Here is a 20019-nt window from a genome sequence, read left to right on the forward strand (position 1 = left end):
ATGCCTTGCACGGCGAATTATATTGGCTTAACTCGGCCCGCGGAGGGTGCCTTGCCGCGCCGGTCGCGCCCTGTCTATTATGCGCGCTCCTACAATGCCATAGGGTAAAACGTAAGACATAAGGCGATATCTGCGCCTGAAACGATCGGAACACGATGCTCGATAATCTGAGAAACTTTGGCCGTAGCTGGATTGCAAAAATCTTCCTGGGCATCCTGATCATCGCCGTCGCCGGTTTCGGTATTCCAAGCGTGTTTCTCGATCTCAACGCTAATACGGTCGCACGCGTTGGTGATCAGAACATCTCGATTCGCGATTTCGACCGCATCTACCGTGCACAGATCAATCAGTTCGCCCAGCAGACCGGTGTTGCCCCATCCGGCCAGGAAGCGCTTGCCTATGGCATCCCCAACGCAGCCTTGGCACGGCTAGCCAACGAAGCATCGGCCGACATTTTGTCTCAGCGGCTCGGGCTAGGTGTATCTGACGCAAAACTCGCGGACATGGTGCGACGCGACCCGAACTTTGCCAGTGCACTCGGATTATTTGATGCATCCGAGTTCTCCGCCATGCTTCGCCAGTCGGGCTTTACGGAGGCCGAGTATCTCGACCTTCAGCGCGACATTGCCAATCGCGAGCAAGTTGCTCTCGTTTTTGATGGAGTGCAGCTCCCGCAGGTGGCGCTTGATATCGCTCGCTCTTACGAAAATGATTTGCGCACCATCGACTATGTCGAACTCAACCCAGTTCTTTTTTCCGTAACCGACGAACCCACAGAAGAACAGCTTGCGCAGTTCTTCGCTGAAAATCAGGATCGCTTCCGAACTGTCGAAACCCGCTCGGTCACCCTTCTTCCTCTGACCTCCGAGGCTTTAGCTGCGGGGATGGAGATCAGTGATCAAGACATCGCCGCCGAATATGAGCGCACCGGTGACCAGTATGTGGTTGGTGAGCGCCGCACGATTCATCAAGTCACTCTCCCCGACGCCGACGCGGCGGCTCTTTTCGAAGCCGGGCTAGCTTCGGGTCGAAGCTTTGCAAGTGTAGTGTCCGAGGCAGGGCTGCAAACGTCTGTTTCTGAGCTTGGCGTTTTCGAGCAAGGCGAATTGACTGACCCCACCGTTGCAGACGCTGCCTTCGCTTTGGACGAGGGCGGGTATTCGATGATCAACGACGACGCCGGTGGCCAGCGTGTCATCTGGGTCAGCTCCGTCCAGGAGGCCGGGCAGCAACCTATTGAAGCCGTGCGGGACGATATCGCTCAGTCTATTGCCTCACGCCGCGCCCAGGACATGGTGCTCGATGTTTACGACGAGATCGAAGAGGCTCGTGCCGCCTTCCAACCCGTATCGGAAGTTGCAGAACGGTATGGCCTCGAGAGCTACGACCTCGACCTCACCCGGGACGGCGCGGCGCTCGCCGATCTCGATGTACTCCCGCCCGATTCAACCCAGCGGATCGTCGAGGCGGTGTTTGCAGCATCTGAAGATGCGCAGTTTACCCCCGCAATCAATTTAGGGTCCAGCCGCACGGTTTTCTTCGAACTCCATGAAGTCCAGCCGGAGCGCGACCAGACACTTGAAGAAGTTCGCGATGAGGTGGTTGTTGCGTGGCAGGAGCTGGAGACCGAGCTCAATATGACCCGCACTGCCGAGGACCTGGTTGCGGCTCTAGACTTCGGTGACGACCTTTTCACGCTGGCCACCGCGCAGGGCCAGACGCCTCAGTCCAGCGGTACATTCGGTCGCAGTGCAACAGCTACTGTGCTAGGGCCGGATGTCATACAGTCAGCCTTTCAGGGCGGTGAAGGCTATGCGAACTATGTAACGACGCAAGACGGCAACGTTGTCGTTTTCCAAGTCACCGATGTAATCCCAGCTGAGGCAGAAGGCACGTCTCAAGTCGCGACCGCGTTGCAGACCTCGTTTCGCAACCTTCTCTATTCGAGCTTCGTGGAAGGGCTGCGCGAGGACGTGGGCATTCGCATCAATGAGCAGGCGTTCAATCTCGTCGTTGGGATAGAGTAATCATTTATGCCTGAATCCAGCGAGTTCGACGACTTTAGTAAGCGCTACGCGGCTGGGCAAAATCAGATTATCTATCGCCGCGTGGTCGCAGACCTCGAGACGCCGGTTGGCACTTATCTCAAGCTCGCCGATGGACGCCGTCATACCTTTCTCCTGGAATCGGTAGAAGGCGGCGTTGTCAGAGGTCGTTACTCCATAATTGGCCTTGAGCCCGACCTGCTGTGGCGCGTTGTCGACGGTCACGCCGAGATCAACCGGCACGCCCAAGCCACTGCCAGTGATTTTACCACCCAGTCCCATGCCCCGCTGGATGCGCTGCGCGCCTTGATTGCGGAAAGTCAGATCGATATGCCGCCGGAATTGCCGCCCAGCTCAGCCGGGGTCTTCGGATATCTTGGCTATGACATGGTGCGGTTCATGGAATCGCTCCCCGACGACAACCCCGACGAATTGGGCGTGCCGGATGCGATCATGATGCGGCCTTCCCTCCTGGCCGTATTCGACACGCTCAAGGACGAACTCTACCTCACCGCTCCCGTATATGTGCGTGACGGCGTAAGCGCGCGCCAGGCCTATCAATCGGCCAATGACAGAATTGAAGAGGCGATTGCGAGGCTGGAACGCCCCCTGCCCGGCACCGAAGCGATTTTGGACATGCCAGCGATAGAGGTGGCATCAAATACAAGCAGCAGCGACTACTTCAAAATGGTGCGTGCCGCGCAAGACTACATCGCTGCCGGTGATATTTTCCAGGTCGTCTTAAGCCAGCGCTTTTCGGCAGAATTCAAATTGCCGCCTACCGCTCTCTATCGGGCGCTAAGGCGTACCAATCCATCGCCTTATATGTATTTCCTCGATTTCGGGGACTTTGCTGTTGCTGGATCCAGCCCGGAAATTCTCGTTCGCGTCGATCGGGGTGAGTTGACGATCCGGCCAATAGCCGGCACCCGAAAGCGCGGCGCTACGCCGGAAAGAGATCGGGAACTGGCTGACGAGTTGCTTTCTGATCCCAAAGAGTTGTCAGAACACCTTATGCTTCTCGATCTGGGTCGCAACGACGTGGGGCGTGTTGCGGAGATCGGGTCCGTGAAGGTCACCGACAAATTCTTTCTCGAGTACTACTCGCACGTAATGCACATCGTCTCTAATGTCGTCGGACGCCTCGATCCGAAATACGACAATATTGATGCTCTAGCCGCTGGTTTTCCTGCTGGTACGGTTTCAGGAGCACCAAAGGTTCGGGCGATGGAGATCATCGATGAACTTGAGATGACACGCCGCGGGATTTATGCAGGCTGTGTCGGCTATTTTGGAGCTGATGGCCGCATGGACACCTGCATCATCCTACGCACAGCGATCCTCAAGGATGATAGGCTGTATGTGCAGGCTGGGGCTGGCATCGTGGCCGACAGCAAACCCGAACTTGAGCAACTCGAATGCGAAAACAAGGCGCGCGCCCTTTTCAGCGCTGCTGAGGAAGCGCTACGCTATGCCGGACAATCGAAGTTGGGCCAGTAAATGCGCGTTCTCGTGATCGATAACTATGACAGCTTCACCTATAATCTCGTCCATTATATCGGCGAGCTTGGTGCTGAAACCAAAGTCGTCCGCAACGACCGTATCACCCTAGATGAGATAGAAGCGCACGACCCAGATGCAATCGTCATTTCCCCAGGTCCATGCACACCTAACGAGGCCGGTATATGCCTCGCGCTGATCAAGCGCTTTGCAGGCGAAATCCCTCTGTTTGGTGTCTGTCTCGGCCTACAGTCGATGGGTCAGGCGTTTGGCGGCGACGTCGTACGCGCTCCAGTTCCCATGCACGGCAAGGTTTCGACGATCTCCCATGATGGGCGCGGCGTTTTTCGTGGGCTCAACAAGCAATTCGACGCAACCCGCTACCACTCACTGGTTGTGCGCGACGACACACTGCCAGCGGAGCTGAGCGTCACAGCACGCTCAGATGACGGTCAGATCATGGGTCTTCAGCACCGCGATTTGCCGGTTCATGGCGTGCAGTTTCACCCCGAAAGCATTTCCTCCGAAAACGGCCACGCCATTTTGCAGAACTTTCTCAATATCGCGCGAGATTTCAACGCCAGTCGCGCTGCCTGAGCCCGAGGAGAATTCCACCATGGACATCAAAGGTGCGCTGGCCAGAATTGCCGACGGCAGGGATCTGACAGGGACTGAAATGCGCGACGTGATGGAAATCATCATGTCCGGCAACGCAACTCCCTCCCAGATCGGCGCCTTTCTTATGGGCATGCGAGTCAAGGGCGAGACCGTTGGCGAGATCGCCGCAGCAGTCTCCATAATGCGCGCCAAGATGGTGCCGGTCGAAGCACCGGACGATGCCGTCGATATTGTGGGAACGGGCGGCGATGGAGCGGGAACGCTCAATATTTCCACAGGCGCGGCAATTGTTGTCGCTGCGGCGGGGGTCCCCGTTGCCAAGCACGGCAATCGCGCATTGTCATCAAAATCAGGATCTGCCGAAGCACTGCAAAAGCTGGGCATTGACCTCGACCTCTCGCCCGAGCGCATTTCGGCATGCATTCGCGAAGCGGGTATCGGCTTTATGTTTGCGCCCAATCACCATCCCGCCATGCGTCACGTTGGGCCGTCGCGCGCGGAGATGGGCGTGAGGACGATGTTCAATCTTCTTGGCCCACAGGCCAACCCTGCCGGAGTGAAGCGATACGTTCTCGGAGTTTATGATCGAGATTGGGTGGAGCCCGTCGCAGCAGCTCTGCAGGCCAACCAGGCTCGCGCCGCATGGGTCGTCCACGGTGACAGTGGACTAGACGAGCTCTCGACAACGGGACCGTCCTTCGTATCGCAGATCAAGAACGGCAACTTGACATCGTTCGAGGTGACTCCCGAAGAAGCCGGATTGCCTCGTGTAAGCATTGGCGACCTCCGCGGTGGCGACCCTGAGTACAATGCGAGTAAAGTGCGTAAACTGCTGGACGGTGCGCAGGGCCCGTATCGCGATATCGTTCTGCTCAATGCCGCTGCGGCTTTCGTAGTCGCTGAGAAAGTGGAAACACTACGCGACGGCGTGGTACTTGGCGCGGATGCAATTGATTCCGGCAAGGCGAAATCCACGCTTGAGCGTTTGGCAGTGGCGAGCGCAAAATGACTGATATCCTGCGCAAGATCGAGACCTACAAGCGCGAAGAAATTGCTGCGGCGAAATCCGCACGCCCAATGACCGAAGTCGTGGCGGCCGCCCGAGAGCAAGCTCCGCCGAGAGGATTTTGCGACGCGCTCAAGGCGAAGATTGCGGCCGGAGACTACGGCCTAATAGCCGAGATCAAAAAGGCAAGCCCGTCGAAAGGCCTCATCCGCCCGGACTTTAATCCACCCGCACTGGCAGAGGCCTATCAGGCGGGTGGCGCAGCGTGCCTTTCCGTCCTGACCGACACGCCCTCTTTCCAAGGTCGTCCGGAATTTTTAGGCCAGGCACGTGATGCGTGCTCGCTCCCCGCGCTGCGAAAAGACTTTCTCTTCGAACCCTATCAAGTCGCCGAAGCACGCGCTTGGGGCGCCGATTGCATCCTGATCATTCTGGCATCTCTTGATGACGCCGATGCCAGAGCCTTGCTCGACGCGGCAGCCGAATGGCAGATGGACGCTCTGGTTGAAGTTCATGACAAGCCTGAAATGGAGCGTGCGTTGGAGCTGGGTGCCGAATTCATCGGCATCAACAATCGCAATCTTCGGACGTTCGATGTGACCCTGCAAACAACCATCGAGCTCGCGCGCCTTGTTCCGGAGGAACGGCTTCTCGTTTCCGAGAGCGGCATTTTCACCCATGACGACATCGCGTTTCTGCAGGCAGAAGCTGGCCTGCGATGCTTTCTCGTTGGGGAGAGTCTGATGCGACAGGACGATGTCGCTGCCGCCACCCGTACACTTTTGGGTAAGGTCTAAGCCATGGCCCACGGCTTGACGCATCTCGATAAGACCGGCGCAGCGCATATCGTCGATATAGCCGACAAGGGTGAGACGGCGCGCAGTGCAGTCGCTGGTGCGTCTCTCATAGCCACCCCGGAAATTGTCGACGCGATTTTTGGTGGCAGTCTGAAGAAAGGTGATGCCATCGCCGTGGCGCGAGTTGCAGGGATCATGGCGGCGAAAAAAACGTCCGAGTTGATCCCGCTCTGCCACCCGATACCGATCACAAAAATAACGATCGCCATAGAGCGTGATAGTGCGCCACACACGGTCACTATCGAAGCAAGAGTGGAAAGCCTGGGTAGAACTGGGGTTGAAATGGAAGCGCTCACAGCGGCATCTGTCACAGCGCTGACGCTCTACGACATGGCAAAAGCGCTTGATAAGTCCATGACCATCGAAAATCTTCGGCTGATTAAAAAAAGCGGTGGCAAGTCAGGTGATTACGCGAGGGAACGAGCGTGATTTCTGTCGACTTAGCCCTCGAAAAAATCCTCGCACGTGTAGAGCGTTTGCCATCCGAGACTGTGCCTCTGGGCCGTTCGCTGGGTCGCGTTCTTGCGCGCGGCGCCACGGCGCACATCGACAATCCTGCGTTCGACGTCAGTGCGATGGACGGCTACGCTCTTCGCGCAGACGATGTTAATCCCGGTTCAACTCTTGATCTGATCGGTGTCTCCCAAGCCGGTTCGGCGTTTCATGGCACCGTTGGGCAGGGCCAGTGCATCCGCATCTTCACTGGCGCGCCTGTTCCTTCTGGCGCCGATGCAGTCGTTATGCAGGAGGACGTCAATGCAAACGACGATCGCATAACATTCAATACCGATGCGCAGAGCGGCCGAAATATTCGTAGACGCGGGGAGGATTTCCGCGCCGGTAGGGAACTGGCGTCTCAGGGAACAGCGCTCACAGCGCACAATATCGGACTGATCGCAGCTGGCAACAACTCGACCATCGAGGTGTCTACCCTGCCCTCCATAGGCCTTCTTGCTACAGGTGACGAGTTGGTCGCGCCAGGGACGGCGATTGGAGCCGACCAGATCGTATCGTCAAATACGATTGCCCTGTCAGCGTTGCTCGGTCCGTTCGCCTCTATCATGACCGATCACGGCATCGTAGCAGATGACAAGGACGCACTTGAACGCACTTTGCGGTCAGCACTTGATACCGAGCCAGACCTCCTCATAACAACAGGCGGTGCAAGCGTAGGCGAGCACGACCTCGTTCAGGACGCTCTTAGGGCCTGCGGTGTAACAATGGATTTCTGGCGCATAGCGATGCGACCTGGAAAACCTTTAATGTTCGGCGCGCATGGCAAGACACTTGTATTCGGCCTCCCGGGCAATCCGGTATCGGCTCTGGTCACCGCGCGGATATTCATCCTACCAGCATTAAAGGCGATGACCGGCGCACTCTCACAGGATCCGCTGCTTTTGCCGCTGGCGGCCCCACTACCTGCCAACGGCCCACGGCGTCATTACTTGCGGGCGCGCTTGGAACGTGACGCGCAGGGCCGCACCACAATTGACCCAATTCGACAGACCGACAGCGGCCATCTCTCCTCGCTCGCGAGCGCCGAAGCGCTGATCATACAGCGCGAAAACTGCCACGGCATGAGCGCCGGTGACTATATAGAAGCCATCTTGCTTTAGGCCGCAAAAGCCCCAGAAATGCGATTCACTTGCAGAACATTTATGGAACATGTATAAGTGTTCAATATTTGTTCCGATTCGAAATCGCCGAGGGAATGCCGATGTTGACGCGCAAGCAACACGAACTCCTGATGTTCATTCATGAACGTATGAAGGAAAGTGGCATTCCGCCGTCATTCGACGAAATGAAGGAAGCGCTCGACCTCAAATCCAAATCGGGAATCCATCGACTGATTACGGCGCTGGAAGAACGTGGGTTCATTCGACGCCTTCCAAACAGGGCGCGTGCTCTTGAAGTGGTTAAACTCCCCGATTCGATGAACCCATCATTGGGCGGCAAGAAGTCGAAGTTCGAGCCATCTGTCATCGAAGGTAATCTCGGCAAGGTTCCCACTAAACCGATTCCTGCCAGCGAAGGCGGATCGATCACTGTGCCCGTAATGGGCCGCATCGCGGCCGGCACTCCGATCGAAGCCATACAGACTCATTCTCATTCAATCATGGTGCCACCCGAGATGCTCGGCTCTGGAGAGCATTACGCGCTGGAAGTGCGCGGCGATTCGATGATCGATGCCGGCATTTTCGATGGCGATACGGTGTTGATCCGCAAGCAGGACTCCGCTGGCACCGGTGAGATTATCGTCGCTCTTGTCGATGAAGAAGAAGCGACGCTCAAGCGTCTGCGGAAAAAGGGAAATGCCATCGCGCTGGAAGCTGCAAATCCGGCGTATGAGACCCGCATTTTTGGTCCCGATCGGGTCAAGGTCCAAGGTCGACTGGTCGGCTTACTCCGCCGTTACTGAATTCCAAGACGCCAGCGTCTTTCGGGGTTATCGACGCCCGTCCTCACTGTCGGTGCGATATCGGGGCCATGCCAGTTGATGACATGTGTTCCGTAGCGCGCAAGATCGGCACCGTCGATTACCAAAGTGGCCGTGGCGGCGCATGTCGCCGGCGCGTTGATACGCGAAACGACGATATGGGCAATGCCGCAGTCTTCAGCGAACGCTGACGCGTCCTTGACGAGCGCAATCGTGTAATCGTGCTCCGTATGAAGGACGCAGCCTATCGCGTCGCAGCGCGTGCCTTCGTGACCGTCCGATATCGATGTCATGTAACGTTCCGACCAGATGGTCGTCGCAAAGGTATTATTGCGTCCAGCCATAAGTGCAATGTCGGCGCCGTTTCTGACAGCAAGTGCCTGGCTTTGATCCGCAATAAAGATGTCTGGAGCACGTTCAAGGCAAAAGACCGCTATGAGTGGAACCGCGAGGAACGGTCCGGCCAGTCGAATTCGGTCGCGGCAATAGGCCATCCAGCCCAATGCTGCGAGCGCGACGACCAGAGCTGACGGCGCTAGGATTGGACTGGAGTCAAACCCGCCGCTCATCTGGCGCACCACCCCTGCCGACCAGAGCATGATTTCAACGCTCCATCCCAAAACCGCATAAGCAGGCGCCTCGAGGCCCAGGGGTACCAACAATGTCCCTAGTAGAGCAGCAGGCATCATGACAAAGCTCACGACAGGCATGGCCATAAGGTTGCCGATCACGCCAAACGGAGCTGTCTGCTGGAAATGGTAGGCCGTGAAGATCAAGGTTGCCAGTCCGGCAATGATGCTCGTTGTCCCCACGTCGATCATCAACGTGATCACTTTCCCTTGCGCGGGCCGGTCCCGTTCCTCACGTCCTCGGCGCGCCAACTCATGGGCCGCAATGAGCGCGATGACCGCGGCAAACGACAACTGAAAGGACGCCCGAAACACTGATGTCGGTTGCACAAGGATAATGATGATCGTAGCGATGGCGACATTACGCATCGTCAGCGCCTGACGCCCAGCAACAATCGCTGTGAACACCAGCGCCAACATTATGGTCGAGCGAACGGCCGGAATCACCAAGCCTGATAGCAGCATATAGCTAAACGCCGTTGCAATGCCCGCGACGGCAGCGATCTTTTTGATGGGCCATCGCTGCGACCAGCCTTGGCTGAGTGACAATAGAAAGCGCACGCTAGCGAACATCGTGCCCGCCACAAGCGTCAGATGCAGGCCTGAAATTGAAATCACATGCACGATTCCGGCCGAAGCCATCAGATCATAGTCTTCCTCGCTGATCCGGCTTTGATCGCCCGTGATCAGCGCGGTCGCGATACCGCCGATACGGTCTCCCAGTTGCGCAACGAGGCGCGCCCCGATGATGCGCCGCGCTGCGTTGACCATGTCCATGACGCCCGACTGATGTGCAGGAACAACTGAAAGATCGCCCAGCACGCTGCCATAGGCGCCTATCCCATCGAAATGGCTAACAAATTGCGCATCATAGCCCCCTGGCACAGCAGGCGCGGGTACGGGATAGAACCTGATACGCGCGCTTATGCGGTCACCCGGCGCAATAGCTTGATCACCGCGGACCAGAACCCGCGCTTTCCGCACATCGGGCACGGTCCAATCCTGATCCCCCGAAATGTCTGACACAATCCAGCGCTGCTGAACCCCGTCGTCAAATATTACTGCGTCAACCTTGGCCTGGTAGGTCCCATAACGGGGGACCTCCAGCATATTTGTGCCAAACAACTCTCCGTGCACCGGCAGTAATACAGCCCCGAAGCCGAACAGCAACGAGATTTGCGCAAGGTCGCGAGCCGCCCTAATTCCACGCAGTGCCAAGAGAGCGATCAGGAGTAATACGCAGAATACGGAAAGCGCCTGCGCGTCAGGCTCGAATGGCAGAATGCGATAAGCAATGAGCCCAAGTATGAGCGCGAACGGCCAGAGGATTAGGTTGCGGCGCTGACTGGATGCGTCCACCACCGACGCCAATACAGCAGCATTCAACTGCCGGAGCCACGCCAATGCGCGCCCATGTAGAGCGTTGGACGTCGTATGTGGGCCACCCTTCTGGACGGTCTCGATATCGACCATTTCGCGCGCACCCCTGCCCTTGCGCTCGCCGGACGCTATGGTACACACGGCCCAGCAAATTCTCCAAGCGGTAAGCTGTTCAATGTCGAAATCTGTCGTCACCCGTTTCGCGCCATCTCCTACGGGTTTTCTTCACATCGGTGGTGCCCGGACCGCGCTTTTCAACTGGGTGTTTGCTCAGAAAATGGGCGGCAAAATGCTTTTGCGCATCGAGGATACCGATAGGGAGCGCTCGACTGACGCCGCCGTGACCGCAATTCTCGACGGCATGACATGGCTCGGTCTGACCTGGGATGGCGAACCTATTTCACAATTCGCGCGTGCGGACCGCCATGCTGAGATTGCCCACGAGTTGCTCGCCCAAGGCAAGGCATACAAGTGCTACAGCACCCCTGAAGAGTTGACCGAGATGCGGGAAAGAGCCCGTGCCGAAGGGCGTCCGCCTCGCTATGATGGCCGCTGGCGTGATCGAGACCCTTCAGAAGCGCTGGCCGGCCTCAAGCCCGTCATTCGCATAAAGGCGCCGCAGAGTGGTGAAATCGTCGTGAAAGACCATGTTCAGGGCGACGTCGTGTTCCGCGCGGAAAACCTTGATGACTTCATCATTCTTCGCTCCGACGGCACTCCAACTTACATGCATGCCGTTGTCGTCGATGATCACGACATGGGAGTCACCCACATCATCCGCGGCGATGACCACCTTACCAACGCTGCACGCCAGATAGTAATCTATCAGGCGATGGGATGGGATGTCCCGGAGATGGCCCATATCCCACTCATCCATGGGTCAGATGGAGCCAAGCTCTCCAAGCGTCATGGAGCCATAGGGATCGAAGCCTACCGGCAGATGGGCTACTTACCCGAGGCGCTTCGCAACTATCTCGCAAGGCTCGGTTGGGCCCACGGCGACGACGAGATTTTTTCGACCGACCAAATGGTGGACTGGTTTTCGCTCGAAGCACTGAATAAGGGCGCGTCACGGTTCGACTTCGTAAAGCTCGATAATCTCAACGGGCACTATATCCGGTCCGCCGACCCTGCGCGGCTCTATGATGTCATGGTCGAAACGGCCTCCGAAACGGGCCGGAACAGCGACTACGCAGGCCTTGTGGCCAACAAGCAGACTATTCTGTCAGCTATCCCCGAACTGCAGCCGCGCGCCAAGACAGTGCTGGAATTGATCGATCTCGCGCAGTTTATCTACGCAGCCCGCCCTCTTCCAATGGATGAAAAGGCAGCATTGCTGCTGGACGCCGATGCCGCGGCCCATTTGAGCAAGCTAGTCGACATCTTCGAGGCGCTAAATGACTGGACAGTGGAGGCGCTCGACGGCGCTGTGCGCAGCTATGCGGAATCGGTGGAGCTTAAACTGGGCAAAATCGCCCAGCCGCTTCGTGCGGCACTAACCGGCCGCACGATATCGCCGGGCATTTTCGAAGTGATGACTCTTATCGGACGTGAAGAAAGCCTTGGTAGAATTCGCGACGTTGTCGCGCCAAACCGATAAATCGGCGGCTGTTAGCCATTCGTCTTACCTATAGGTCAAGAGCCATGACTCAGTTGCATGGCCAACCAAATTCGGATACCGAAACGGGACATTTTTCCAATGTCGATGTGAGTGCTCGGATGTAGCGGATATTGGTCCGCAATGCGCCTGAGCCAAAACTCCGGGAGGCGCTTGATGAGCGAAAAATTGGCCAAACTCACCTTGGGTGGCGAGACCTACGATTTCCCAGTGCTGAGCGGCACTGTGGGACCCGACGTCATTGACATCCGTTCGCTCTACTCCAAGACGGGGCTCTTCACATACGACCCGGGGTTTACCTCGACCGCTGCATGTGACAGCGCGATCACCTATATCGATGGCGACAAGGGCGAGCTTCTTTATCGCGGCTACCCTATAGACCAGCTAGCCGAGAAGAGTTCCTATCTCGAAGTTTGCTACCTCCTGCTTTACGGTGAGCTTCCTACGGCGGCCGAACTTGAAGATTTCGGAAACCGCGTCACGCGTCACACCATGGTGCATGAGCAGATGCACTACTTCTATCGCGGCTTCCGTCGCGATGCGCACCCCATGGCTATCGTCACCGGCGTCGTCGGCGCAATGGCAGCGTTTTACCACGACTCGACCGATATCAATGACCCGGTCCAGCGCGAAATCGCCTCAATCCGCATGATCGCCAAGCTGCCAACGATCGCTGCGATGGCCTACAAATATTCCGTAGGCCAGCCCTTTGTGTATCCGCGAAACGATCTCGACTACGCCTCGAACTTCCTCCACATGTGCTTCGCCGTTCCGGCGGAAGAGTACAAGGTCGATCCCGTTATCGCCAAAGCGATGGATCGCATCTTTACTCTGCATGCGGATCACGAGCAGAACGCCTCCACATCGACCGTCCGGCTGTCGGGTTCTTCGGATGCCAATCCGTTTGCCTGCATAGCCGCTGGCGTTGCATGCCTTTGGGGCCCGGCCCACGGCGGCGCCAACGAAGCAGCGCTCAACATGCTGCGCCAGATCGGCTCGGTTGACCGTATCCCCGAATTCATAGCGCGCGCTAAAGACAAGGAAGACCCATTCCGCCTCATGGGTTTCGGTCACCGCGTCTATAAGAACTACGATCCCCGCGCCGCGGTTATGCAGGAATCGGCTCGCGAAGTGCTGAGCTTGCTCGGCGTCGAAAACAATCCCACTCTGCAGGTCGCTCAGGAACTCGAGAAAATCGCGCTGGAAGATCAATACTTCGTTGACCGCAAGCTCTACCCCAACGTCGATTTCTATTCCGGCATCATTCTCGATGCGATCGGGTTCCCTACCTCTATGTTCACCGCAATTTTTGCGGTGTCGCGTACCGTTGGCTGGATTGCACAGTGGAAAGAGATGATCGGCGATCCGCAGAAGAAGATTGGCCGTCCGCGTCAGCTCTACAATGGCGCAACCAATCGAGACTATGTGGACATTCGTCAGCGCTAAGACGCTGCGAAATGGCTCAAGACTCGATCTACGGGATCTTTAAGGGGCGCCTCTGGTGCCCCTTTTTCCATCAAAGCGCGGATTTGCGTGAACTCAGCTAGTTGTTGCTCACGCCTGTCAGGCCGATCAAGCAAATCGGTAACAGATTTATATAGCGCTTCCCCTCTGCCTTGTCCGGCAAAGAGAACCTCTGGAGCCACCGGGCGTCCTGCGATGATATTTGGCAAGCCGATATAAGGCACCGTAGCGTTCTGAAAAATCCGCACCTGCGCTGGTTCAGCAATATAGGTCAACACATGTGGCACGCCAGCCAGGGCCAGTTCCAAAGTCACGGTTCCAGATACTGCGACCGCGCATATTGCGACGTCCATCGCTGCATCCCGCGCATGCTTCTCAGTTATGACCGATACAGGAACCGGCCAAGAATCGACGTGATTGGAAATGAATTCCGCTTGAGCACGGGTGGCAAGGATCGCGAGCCCGTCGACCAAATTATGCTGACCGAGCCGCTCCACAAACTCTCCAAACATCGGCAGATGTTTCTTGATCTCACTGCGCCTGCTCCCTGGAAGGAGCAGCACTAACCCGTGCTCGGGTAGCGCGCTTCGCATGGTAACCACATGAGTGGCCGGGTGACCGACATAGGCGGTTTCAGGTCCGCCTAGGCGTGACATGGCCTCAGGTTCAAACGGCAGAACAGAAAGCACCTCATCGAAGATATTCGCGAGGGTCTTGGCACGCTCGGCGCCCCATGCCCAAACGGCCGGGGCAACATAGAGGACGATGCGGCCTTCATAGCCGCGCCGACGAAGATGCTTTGCCACCACCTTGGAAAATACCTGGGCATCGATCAGCACAACGACATCCGGGCGTAAGCGCATGATGTGGCGTACCACTTGTCGCGCGCGCCACAAAAGCAGCGGCAATCGCAGCACGACATCACGATACCCCATGACAGATAGGTCATCCATGGGAAACAGGCTGATTAGCCCCGCCTGCATCATTCCATCGCCACCAACACCGGTCACCGTAATGTCTGGTCGCCGCTGTAATATGCCACCAAGAAGGTGGGCGCCAATTCTGTCGCCAGAAGCCTCACCGGCGAGGATGAACATGCTAGGCATCTGTAGCCGCATATCCTACGATCGCGACCGAAGCTGCGTTCGCCGCAGATATAATCTGCTGGCGCCCGATCAGCAGTGTTCGGTTCGCCTCAATGACGATGGCGGACACACCGGCACGGACGGCAAGTTCCACTGTTGTCGGCCCGATAGCCGGCATATCGACGTGCAGCGGCTGACCCGGTTTCGAGGTTTTGGCGAGCACGATGTGCGCATGGCCGTCGCCGATCAGTCCGTTCTCCTTAAATGCCGCACAGCGGAGCAACAAGGCGTCGGTCCCTGCTATGTCCTCAGTTGCAACAATGCGGCGACCTGACACGACAAGCGACTGGCCAAGGTCGAGAGAGCCCGCCGATCGCGCTGCTTCAAAAGCAAAGAGGCAGGTGGCACTCAAGGCGTCATCAGGCTCAATGGAACCAAGTGTACCCAAAGGAGCAAGGAGGCCCGAAACGATCTCATGAACGCCGATGAATGGCAGCCCCAGCATCTTGAGCAAGGCCGACCCCAATTGGGAAAGCTTGCTGTCGCCTTTCGGCGTGGTGGTCTGCGTTTCGCCAGCGAATTCTGCAAAACTTTCGCGCTCGCGATCGGACATGTGAAAGCCCCCAACAGCGCAAACATGGGTTGCCTTGAACCGGCGGATCTCACGCAAAACCTGATCGGGCCGCGAAACCTTGATCTGAAATGGACGTTCGTCGGCAATATCCTCACGCGGATGAAGAGAGAGCACCCTAAGCTCCCAACCGGCCTCTCGGGCAGCAGCGATGGTCTGCAGGACGAGGTCGCCCGAACCAACCACCAGCGCCAGCCGACCTGGCTGGCTCATTCCGATGTCTCAACGCCGTTGCGAGGCATGCACAGCGCGCGTTCCGATGGCTTTCGGATGAAGTTGATCACCTCTTCGACCAGCTTTTCTCCCTTGAAGATTTCCGCTGCATCTTCGATGCGCTCGCGCAAGGTACCTTCATTGGAAAAAATCATGCGATAGGCGGCACGCAACGCGTGGATAGACTCCCGATCGAACTTGCGGCGCTTGAGGCCAACAAGATTAAGTCCACCTAGATAGGCCCGGTTTCCAAGCACCGAGCCGTAGGGAATCACATCATTTTCCACGAAACTCATGGCACCGACGAAAGCGTGCGCCCCTATCCGGACGAACTGGTGCACGCCGCAGATGCCGCCGAATCGTACGTAGTCATCGACAATGCAATGACCAGCCAATGAGGCCTGATTCGCCATAACCACGTGGTTGCCTACACGGCAATCATGAGCAATGTGCACGCCTACCATGAGCAGACAGTGATCCCCCACGCGCGTTTCCATGCCACCACCGGACGTGCCTGGGTTGATCGTTACGTACTCACGCAACGTGCAATCCGACCCGATATTGACGGTGCTGTGCTCGCCTTCGAATTTGAGATCCTGGGGTGGATGCCCGATAGATGAAAACGGATAGATCTTGGTGCGCGGCCCTACAGTCGTGCGCCCATCAATCGACACATGCGATATGAGCGAAACGCCATCGCCCAAAACAACGTCGTCCCCGACGATGCAGTATGGTCCGACCGAAACATTTTCGCCGATCTTGGCCGCCTCGGAAACGATGGCCGTGGGATGAATTGTTGTGGTCACGCAGATTCCTTGACGATCATCGCACCGATTTCAGCTTCTGCTACGACGACGCCGTTTACGATTGCCTTGGCTTCATAGCGGCCCACTGTCTTTCGACGGTGAATCTTTTTTATGTGATATTCAAGGCGATCGCCGGGCTTGGCTGGCTTCCTGAATTTGACCGCATCAATGGTCAGCAAATAAACGATATGCCGGTCACCGGATCGGTTTTCAAGGTTGATGACAATAGCGCCTGCGGTTTGTGCCATGCCTTCAATTATCAGGACGCCGGGGAAAATCGGCTCTCCGGGAAAATGGCCCATGAATTGGGGCTCATTATAGGTGACGTTCTTGATCCCGATCGCCGAATTGTCCCCATCGATCTCGATGATCTTATCGATCATAAGAAACGGATATCGGTGCGGCAGGGCCTTGAGGACTGCGTCGATTTCCATTGTCGACAATTCGCTGGCCGGCCCCTTTTCAGGCACATCAATATCATTCACCGGTCATCCCCTTTTCCTAAACGTCTGATTGCCGCAATCTCTCGCTTCCACATCCTTACATCCTGTGCGGGCGCCCCGGCAATATTGGAGCCGGGAGGAAAGCTGTGTGTAACTCCTGATCGCGCCAACACTTTTGAGTTCGCACCAATCGTAAGATGGCCGGCGGTCCCTGCTCCACCACCCATGATGACACCGTCACCGAGCACGGTAGAACCACTCAGACCACACATGCCCGAAATGACGCAATTGCGCCCGATACGGCAATTGTGCCCGACCTGGACAAGATTATCGATCTTGCTCCCCTCGCCGATGACGGTATCGCCAAGCGTACCTCTATCGACCGTGGTGTTCGCGCCAATCTCCACGCGATCCTGGATGATCACGCGCCCAAGCTGTGGAATTTTGCGATGCCTGTCAGTGCGCAATTGAAATCCAAAGCCTTCGGCACCAATGACGACGCCGGGCTGAATAACCACATCATTGCCCAGATGTGCGCAGGCGATCGATGCGTTCGCGCCGATCACACAATTGCGCCCGATCGTTACCCCTGCCCCGATCGAGACATTCGGCCCCAAGACTGTGCCCGCACCAATCTGCGCCCCGTTCCCTATAGAAATGTTCGGAGAGATAACGGTACCCGGCTCGATAAGAGGCGCGTCATGCACTTCAGCGGCTGCGGTCAGACGCGTATCGTCGGGATAAAGCACCTCGAGCAAATCGATGAAGACGTCGTAAGGCTTCTCGCATGCGATGCGCATCTGATCGTCCCGGTGGTCGCCTCCCAGATCGGGAACAACAAGGACAATTCCGGCTCGACTGGCGTCCAGAGCGTCTCGATAGGCTCGACTACCGGCAAACGAAACGCTGCGCTCGGTGGCATCGGCGAGATCACTTGCGCCTTCAACGATCGGATCATACGGCAGTTCAAAAGCCAGAGGCTCATGGCCAGCCCTGCGCAGTAGGTCTGACAATCTCAGCGGACCAGTGCAATGGTGAAAGCGCGTATCGATCATGAGGGGCCCGAAAAAGAAACCGCGGCAGTGAACGCCGCGGTTTCATCTTTATCCATCGACCTGAGGACTAGAACAGTGTCGAAAGCGTCAGCTGGAAGACCTGTGTGCGGTCATTCACGTCAGGGTCGATGACGTGGGCAAAGTCGCCACGAAGTGGACCAAGAGGCGAGTGCCAGATCAACGAGCCGCCGACCGAGGCCTTGAGCGGGTTATCGATACCGGTGTCAGCGACACCAGCGGCAGGAACGCCGTCGATCCAACCCACGTCACCCCAGACTGCACCGTGAATGCCCCAATTTTCCGGCAGGAACGGCAGTGGGAAGTCGACTTCAGCCGAGAGACCTGCATAGGCAAGGACGCCCAGCGGATCGTCAGACACGGCTGTCCGTGCACCCATGCCGCCGAACTGGTAGCCGCGAACAAGGTTCGGGCCGAGCTGGAATGAATCGGTGGGGTGAATGCCGTTGCCATCGAGATCGGTGATGGTACCAGCTTGACCACGCAAGCTGCCGACTACACCCATTTCTTCCCAGACAGGATAGTAAACCCGTGCCCGCACCTCAGTCGTGAGGAAATCGGAAGTCAAGGTCGTATAATCCTGCGAGAAACTCAGGATCATGCCTTCGGTCGGACGACGCTGATTGTCGAGCGTGTCGTAGGCCAAAGTGTAACCGACGGTTAGGCGATCGCGGGTCCCACCAATATATGGGGGCGCAGCCGGTGCGTCGTTATCGGTAAACGTCACCTGCTCGAGACCAACGCGGGTGCTCAGCGTCACATTGTCGACGACCGGAAGGCCGAAGCGCAGACGCCCACCTGTTGTCTCGGTGCCGTAGGTGAAGTTGTTACCTTCCTGGGTAACACGACGGTAGAGATCTACACCAGCCGACACACGAAGCCCCATGAAGCGCGGCTCGGTAAAGCTGAAGTCATAGGTCTCGCCGTTCTCCGAGCGACCAATGGCGGCGCGGAGGTACTGACCGCGACCAAGGAAATTACGTTCGGTGAGTGAAATCTCGCCGAAAATACCGTCCTGGGTCGAGTAGCCCGCGCCGACGCCGTACTCACCAGTGCTGGACTCAACGACCGCGACGTTCAGGACAACCTGATCAGGCGAACTGCCCGGTGCGGAGGTAACCTGCACGGAGGAGAAGTAGCCCAACGCCTCTACGGATTCGCGACCACGTGTAACCAATGTACGATTGAATGGATCGCCTTCGGAGAAGTCGAACTCGCGACGAATTACGTAGTCACGTGTCTTGGTATTACCAGTGATATTAATCCGCTCGACATAAACCCGCGGACCTTCATCAACGAGATACGTAACGTTAAACGTGTTGTTCTGCAGATCGCGGTCGACACGCGGACGCACGTCAGCAAAAGGATAGCCTTGATTGGTGGCACGAACGGCCACCTCTTGCGTCGACTCACTAAGGTCGGAGATCGAGTAGCGCGAGCCCGAACCTGTCGAGATGCCGCCACGCAGCGCATCGGCATTCAGACCCGGGATAGAGGTCTCGATGGCGATGTTGCCAAAATTGTAAAGCTGTCCCTCTTCAACGGTAAAGTTGATGAAGTAGGCATTCCGCTCAGCATCGAACTGGGCCACGGCTGACGGGACCCGCGCGTCCGCATAGCCACGATTGGCATAATAGAGACGAACGCGCTCGCGATCGATCGCAAGGCGATCTTCGCTGTATTCATCGTCACGGAACAGCCAGCTCAAAAGATGCGTTTCCTTGGTCTGGATAACACCCTTGAGGACGGAGGTCGAAACACTGTTATTGCCAGTGAAATTGATTGCAGCAATGCCTGCGCGATCACCTTCATTCACGTCGAAGATGACGGTAACGCGACCATCGGCAGCCGCCTCAGCTCGCGGCGTCACCGATACATTCGTGAACCCGGCCTGCCGGTAGGCAGCCAAAATGGTCTGGGCGTCGTTATTGACACCAGCTTGCGTGTACACAGGCCGAACAGCGACATCGACCATGGCCTGAAGCTGATTGTCATTGAAGCGACTATTGCCGTTAAAGCCGACCGACGCGACTGTCGCGCCCTCGCCGACTTGAGCCTGGGCTGCATTGACACCGAACACGAGCGCCCCGGAAACCGGCGCAATGACGACAAGCGCCAGTGCGAGGAGGACGCTGTGCAAAAGCTTGGCTGTCTTGGTCATGATTGTTCTTGCTTGCCTTATGAGACTTGTGCCGGGAATCGTCTCGGGCAGAT

General features: G+C 57.1%; 17 protein-coding genes. 10 read left to right on the top strand and 7 right to left on the bottom strand.

Translation table 11 applies throughout. The features are described 5' to 3' along the window. Nucleotides 1-155: 155 nt before the first annotated feature. From BLR31_RS13170 to lexA, 8 genes are all read left to right on the top strand, one after another. Complete coding sequence (locus BLR31_RS13170; RefSeq protein ID WP_090597123.1) at nt 156-2027, top strand: peptidylprolyl isomerase; 1872 nt, start codon at nt 156-158, stop codon at nt 2025-2027. A 6-nt stretch (nt 2028-2033) separates the two neighbouring features. Next, the gene (trpE, locus tag BLR31_RS13175; RefSeq protein WP_090597125.1) at nt 2034-3545 is read left to right on the top strand and encodes an anthranilate synthase component I; all 1512 of its coding nucleotides are present in this window, start codon (nt 2034-2036) and stop codon (nt 3543-3545) included. After that, nucleotides 3546-4142 carry an anthranilate synthase component II gene (locus BLR31_RS13180; protein WP_090597127.1) on the top strand — a complete coding sequence of 199 codons (597 nt, stop codon included), beginning with the start codon at nt 3546-3548 and terminating at the stop codon, nt 4140-4142. Between the two features lie 19 nt (nt 4143-4161). Then, entirely contained in the window at nt 4162-5172 is a 1011-nt protein-coding gene (gene trpD / locus BLR31_RS13185) for an anthranilate phosphoribosyltransferase (protein WP_090597129.1), read from the top strand. Continuing rightward, entirely contained in the window at nt 5169-5966 is a 798-nt protein-coding gene (gene trpC / locus BLR31_RS13190; RefSeq protein WP_090597131.1) for an indole-3-glycerol phosphate synthase TrpC, read from the top strand. Before trpD ends, trpC begins: the two co-directional genes overlap by 4 nt. Before the next feature lie 3 nt (nt 5967-5969). Further along, nucleotides 5970-6455, top strand: a complete 486-nt coding sequence (moaC, locus tag BLR31_RS13195; protein WP_090597133.1) for a cyclic pyranopterin monophosphate synthase MoaC — start codon at nt 5970-5972, stop codon at nt 6453-6455. Further along, on the top strand, nt 6452-7642 hold the full coding sequence (locus tag BLR31_RS13200; protein ID WP_090597135.1) for a molybdopterin molybdotransferase MoeA: 1191 nt from the start codon (nt 6452-6454) through the stop codon (nt 7640-7642). The genes moaC and BLR31_RS13200 overlap by 4 nt, the downstream gene beginning before the upstream one ends. Nucleotides 7643-7743: 101 nt before the next feature. Next, nucleotides 7744-8445 carry a transcriptional repressor LexA gene (gene lexA / locus BLR31_RS13205; RefSeq protein WP_090597281.1) on the top strand — a complete coding sequence of 234 codons (702 nt, stop codon included), beginning with the start codon at nt 7744-7746 and terminating at the stop codon, nt 8443-8445. Here lexA and BLR31_RS13210 read toward each other — a convergent pair. Further along, nucleotides 8439-10667, bottom strand: a complete 2229-nt coding sequence (locus tag BLR31_RS13210) for a ComEC/Rec2 family competence protein (RefSeq protein WP_176762652.1) — start codon at nt 10665-10667, stop codon at nt 8439-8441. The genes lexA and BLR31_RS13210 overlap by 7 nt on opposite strands. Here BLR31_RS13210 and gltX point away from each other — a divergent pair. Continuing rightward, nucleotides 10648-12072: a glutamate--tRNA ligase gene (gltX, locus tag BLR31_RS13215; protein WP_090597139.1), complete on the top strand. Its 1425-nt coding sequence runs from the start codon at nt 10648-10650 to the stop codon at nt 12070-12072. The genes BLR31_RS13210 and gltX overlap by 20 nt on opposite strands. Before the next feature lie 174 nt (nt 12073-12246). Continuing rightward, the gene (gene gltA / locus BLR31_RS13220) at nt 12247-13536 is read left to right on the top strand and encodes a citrate synthase (protein WP_090597282.1); all 1290 of its coding nucleotides are present in this window, start codon (nt 12247-12249) and stop codon (nt 13534-13536) included. On the opposite strand, the gene BLR31_RS13225 is transcribed toward gltA, so the two are convergent. The 6 genes from BLR31_RS13225 to bamA all read right to left on the bottom strand — a co-directional run bounded on the left by BLR31_RS13225 (nt 13533) and on the right by bamA (nt 19966). After that, the gene (locus BLR31_RS13225; protein ID WP_176762653.1) at nt 13533-14651 is read right to left on the bottom strand and encodes a lipid-A-disaccharide synthase; all 1119 of its coding nucleotides are present in this window, start codon (nt 14649-14651) and stop codon (nt 13533-13535) included. The genes gltA and BLR31_RS13225 overlap by 4 nt on opposite strands. A 1-nt stretch (nt 14652) precedes the next feature. Further along, complete coding sequence (lpxI, locus tag BLR31_RS13230; protein WP_090597143.1) at nt 14653-15483, bottom strand: UDP-2,3-diacylglucosamine diphosphatase LpxI domain-containing protein; 831 nt, start codon at nt 15481-15483, stop codon at nt 14653-14655. Beyond that, on the bottom strand, nt 15480-16289 hold the full coding sequence (lpxA, locus tag BLR31_RS13235) for an acyl-ACP--UDP-N-acetylglucosamine O-acyltransferase (RefSeq protein WP_090597145.1): 810 nt from the start codon (nt 16287-16289) through the stop codon (nt 15480-15482). The genes lpxI and lpxA overlap by 4 nt, the downstream gene beginning before the upstream one ends. Continuing rightward, nucleotides 16286-16723, bottom strand: coding sequence for a 3-hydroxyacyl-ACP dehydratase FabZ (fabZ, locus tag BLR31_RS13240; protein ID WP_090597283.1), 438 nt, complete (start codon nt 16721-16723; stop codon nt 16286-16288). Before fabZ ends, lpxA begins: the two co-directional genes overlap by 4 nt. Before the next feature lie 47 nt (nt 16724-16770). After that, nucleotides 16771-17787 (bottom strand): UDP-3-O-(3-hydroxymyristoyl)glucosamine N-acyltransferase, encoded by a 1017-nt coding sequence (gene lpxD / locus BLR31_RS13245; RefSeq protein ID WP_090597148.1) that lies wholly within the window; start codon nt 17785-17787, stop codon nt 16771-16773. A gap of 67 nt (nt 17788-17854) precedes the next feature. Further along, a complete protein-coding gene (gene bamA / locus BLR31_RS13250; RefSeq protein ID WP_176762654.1) occupies nt 17855-19966 on the bottom strand; it encodes an outer membrane protein assembly factor BamA in 2112 nt (703 codons plus the stop codon). Nucleotides 19967-20019 lie beyond the last annotated feature (53 nt).

Source organism: Pelagibacterium luteolum (assembly GCF_900100665.1).
Classification (GTDB): domain Bacteria; phylum Pseudomonadota; class Alphaproteobacteria; order Rhizobiales; family Devosiaceae; genus Pelagibacterium; species Pelagibacterium luteolum.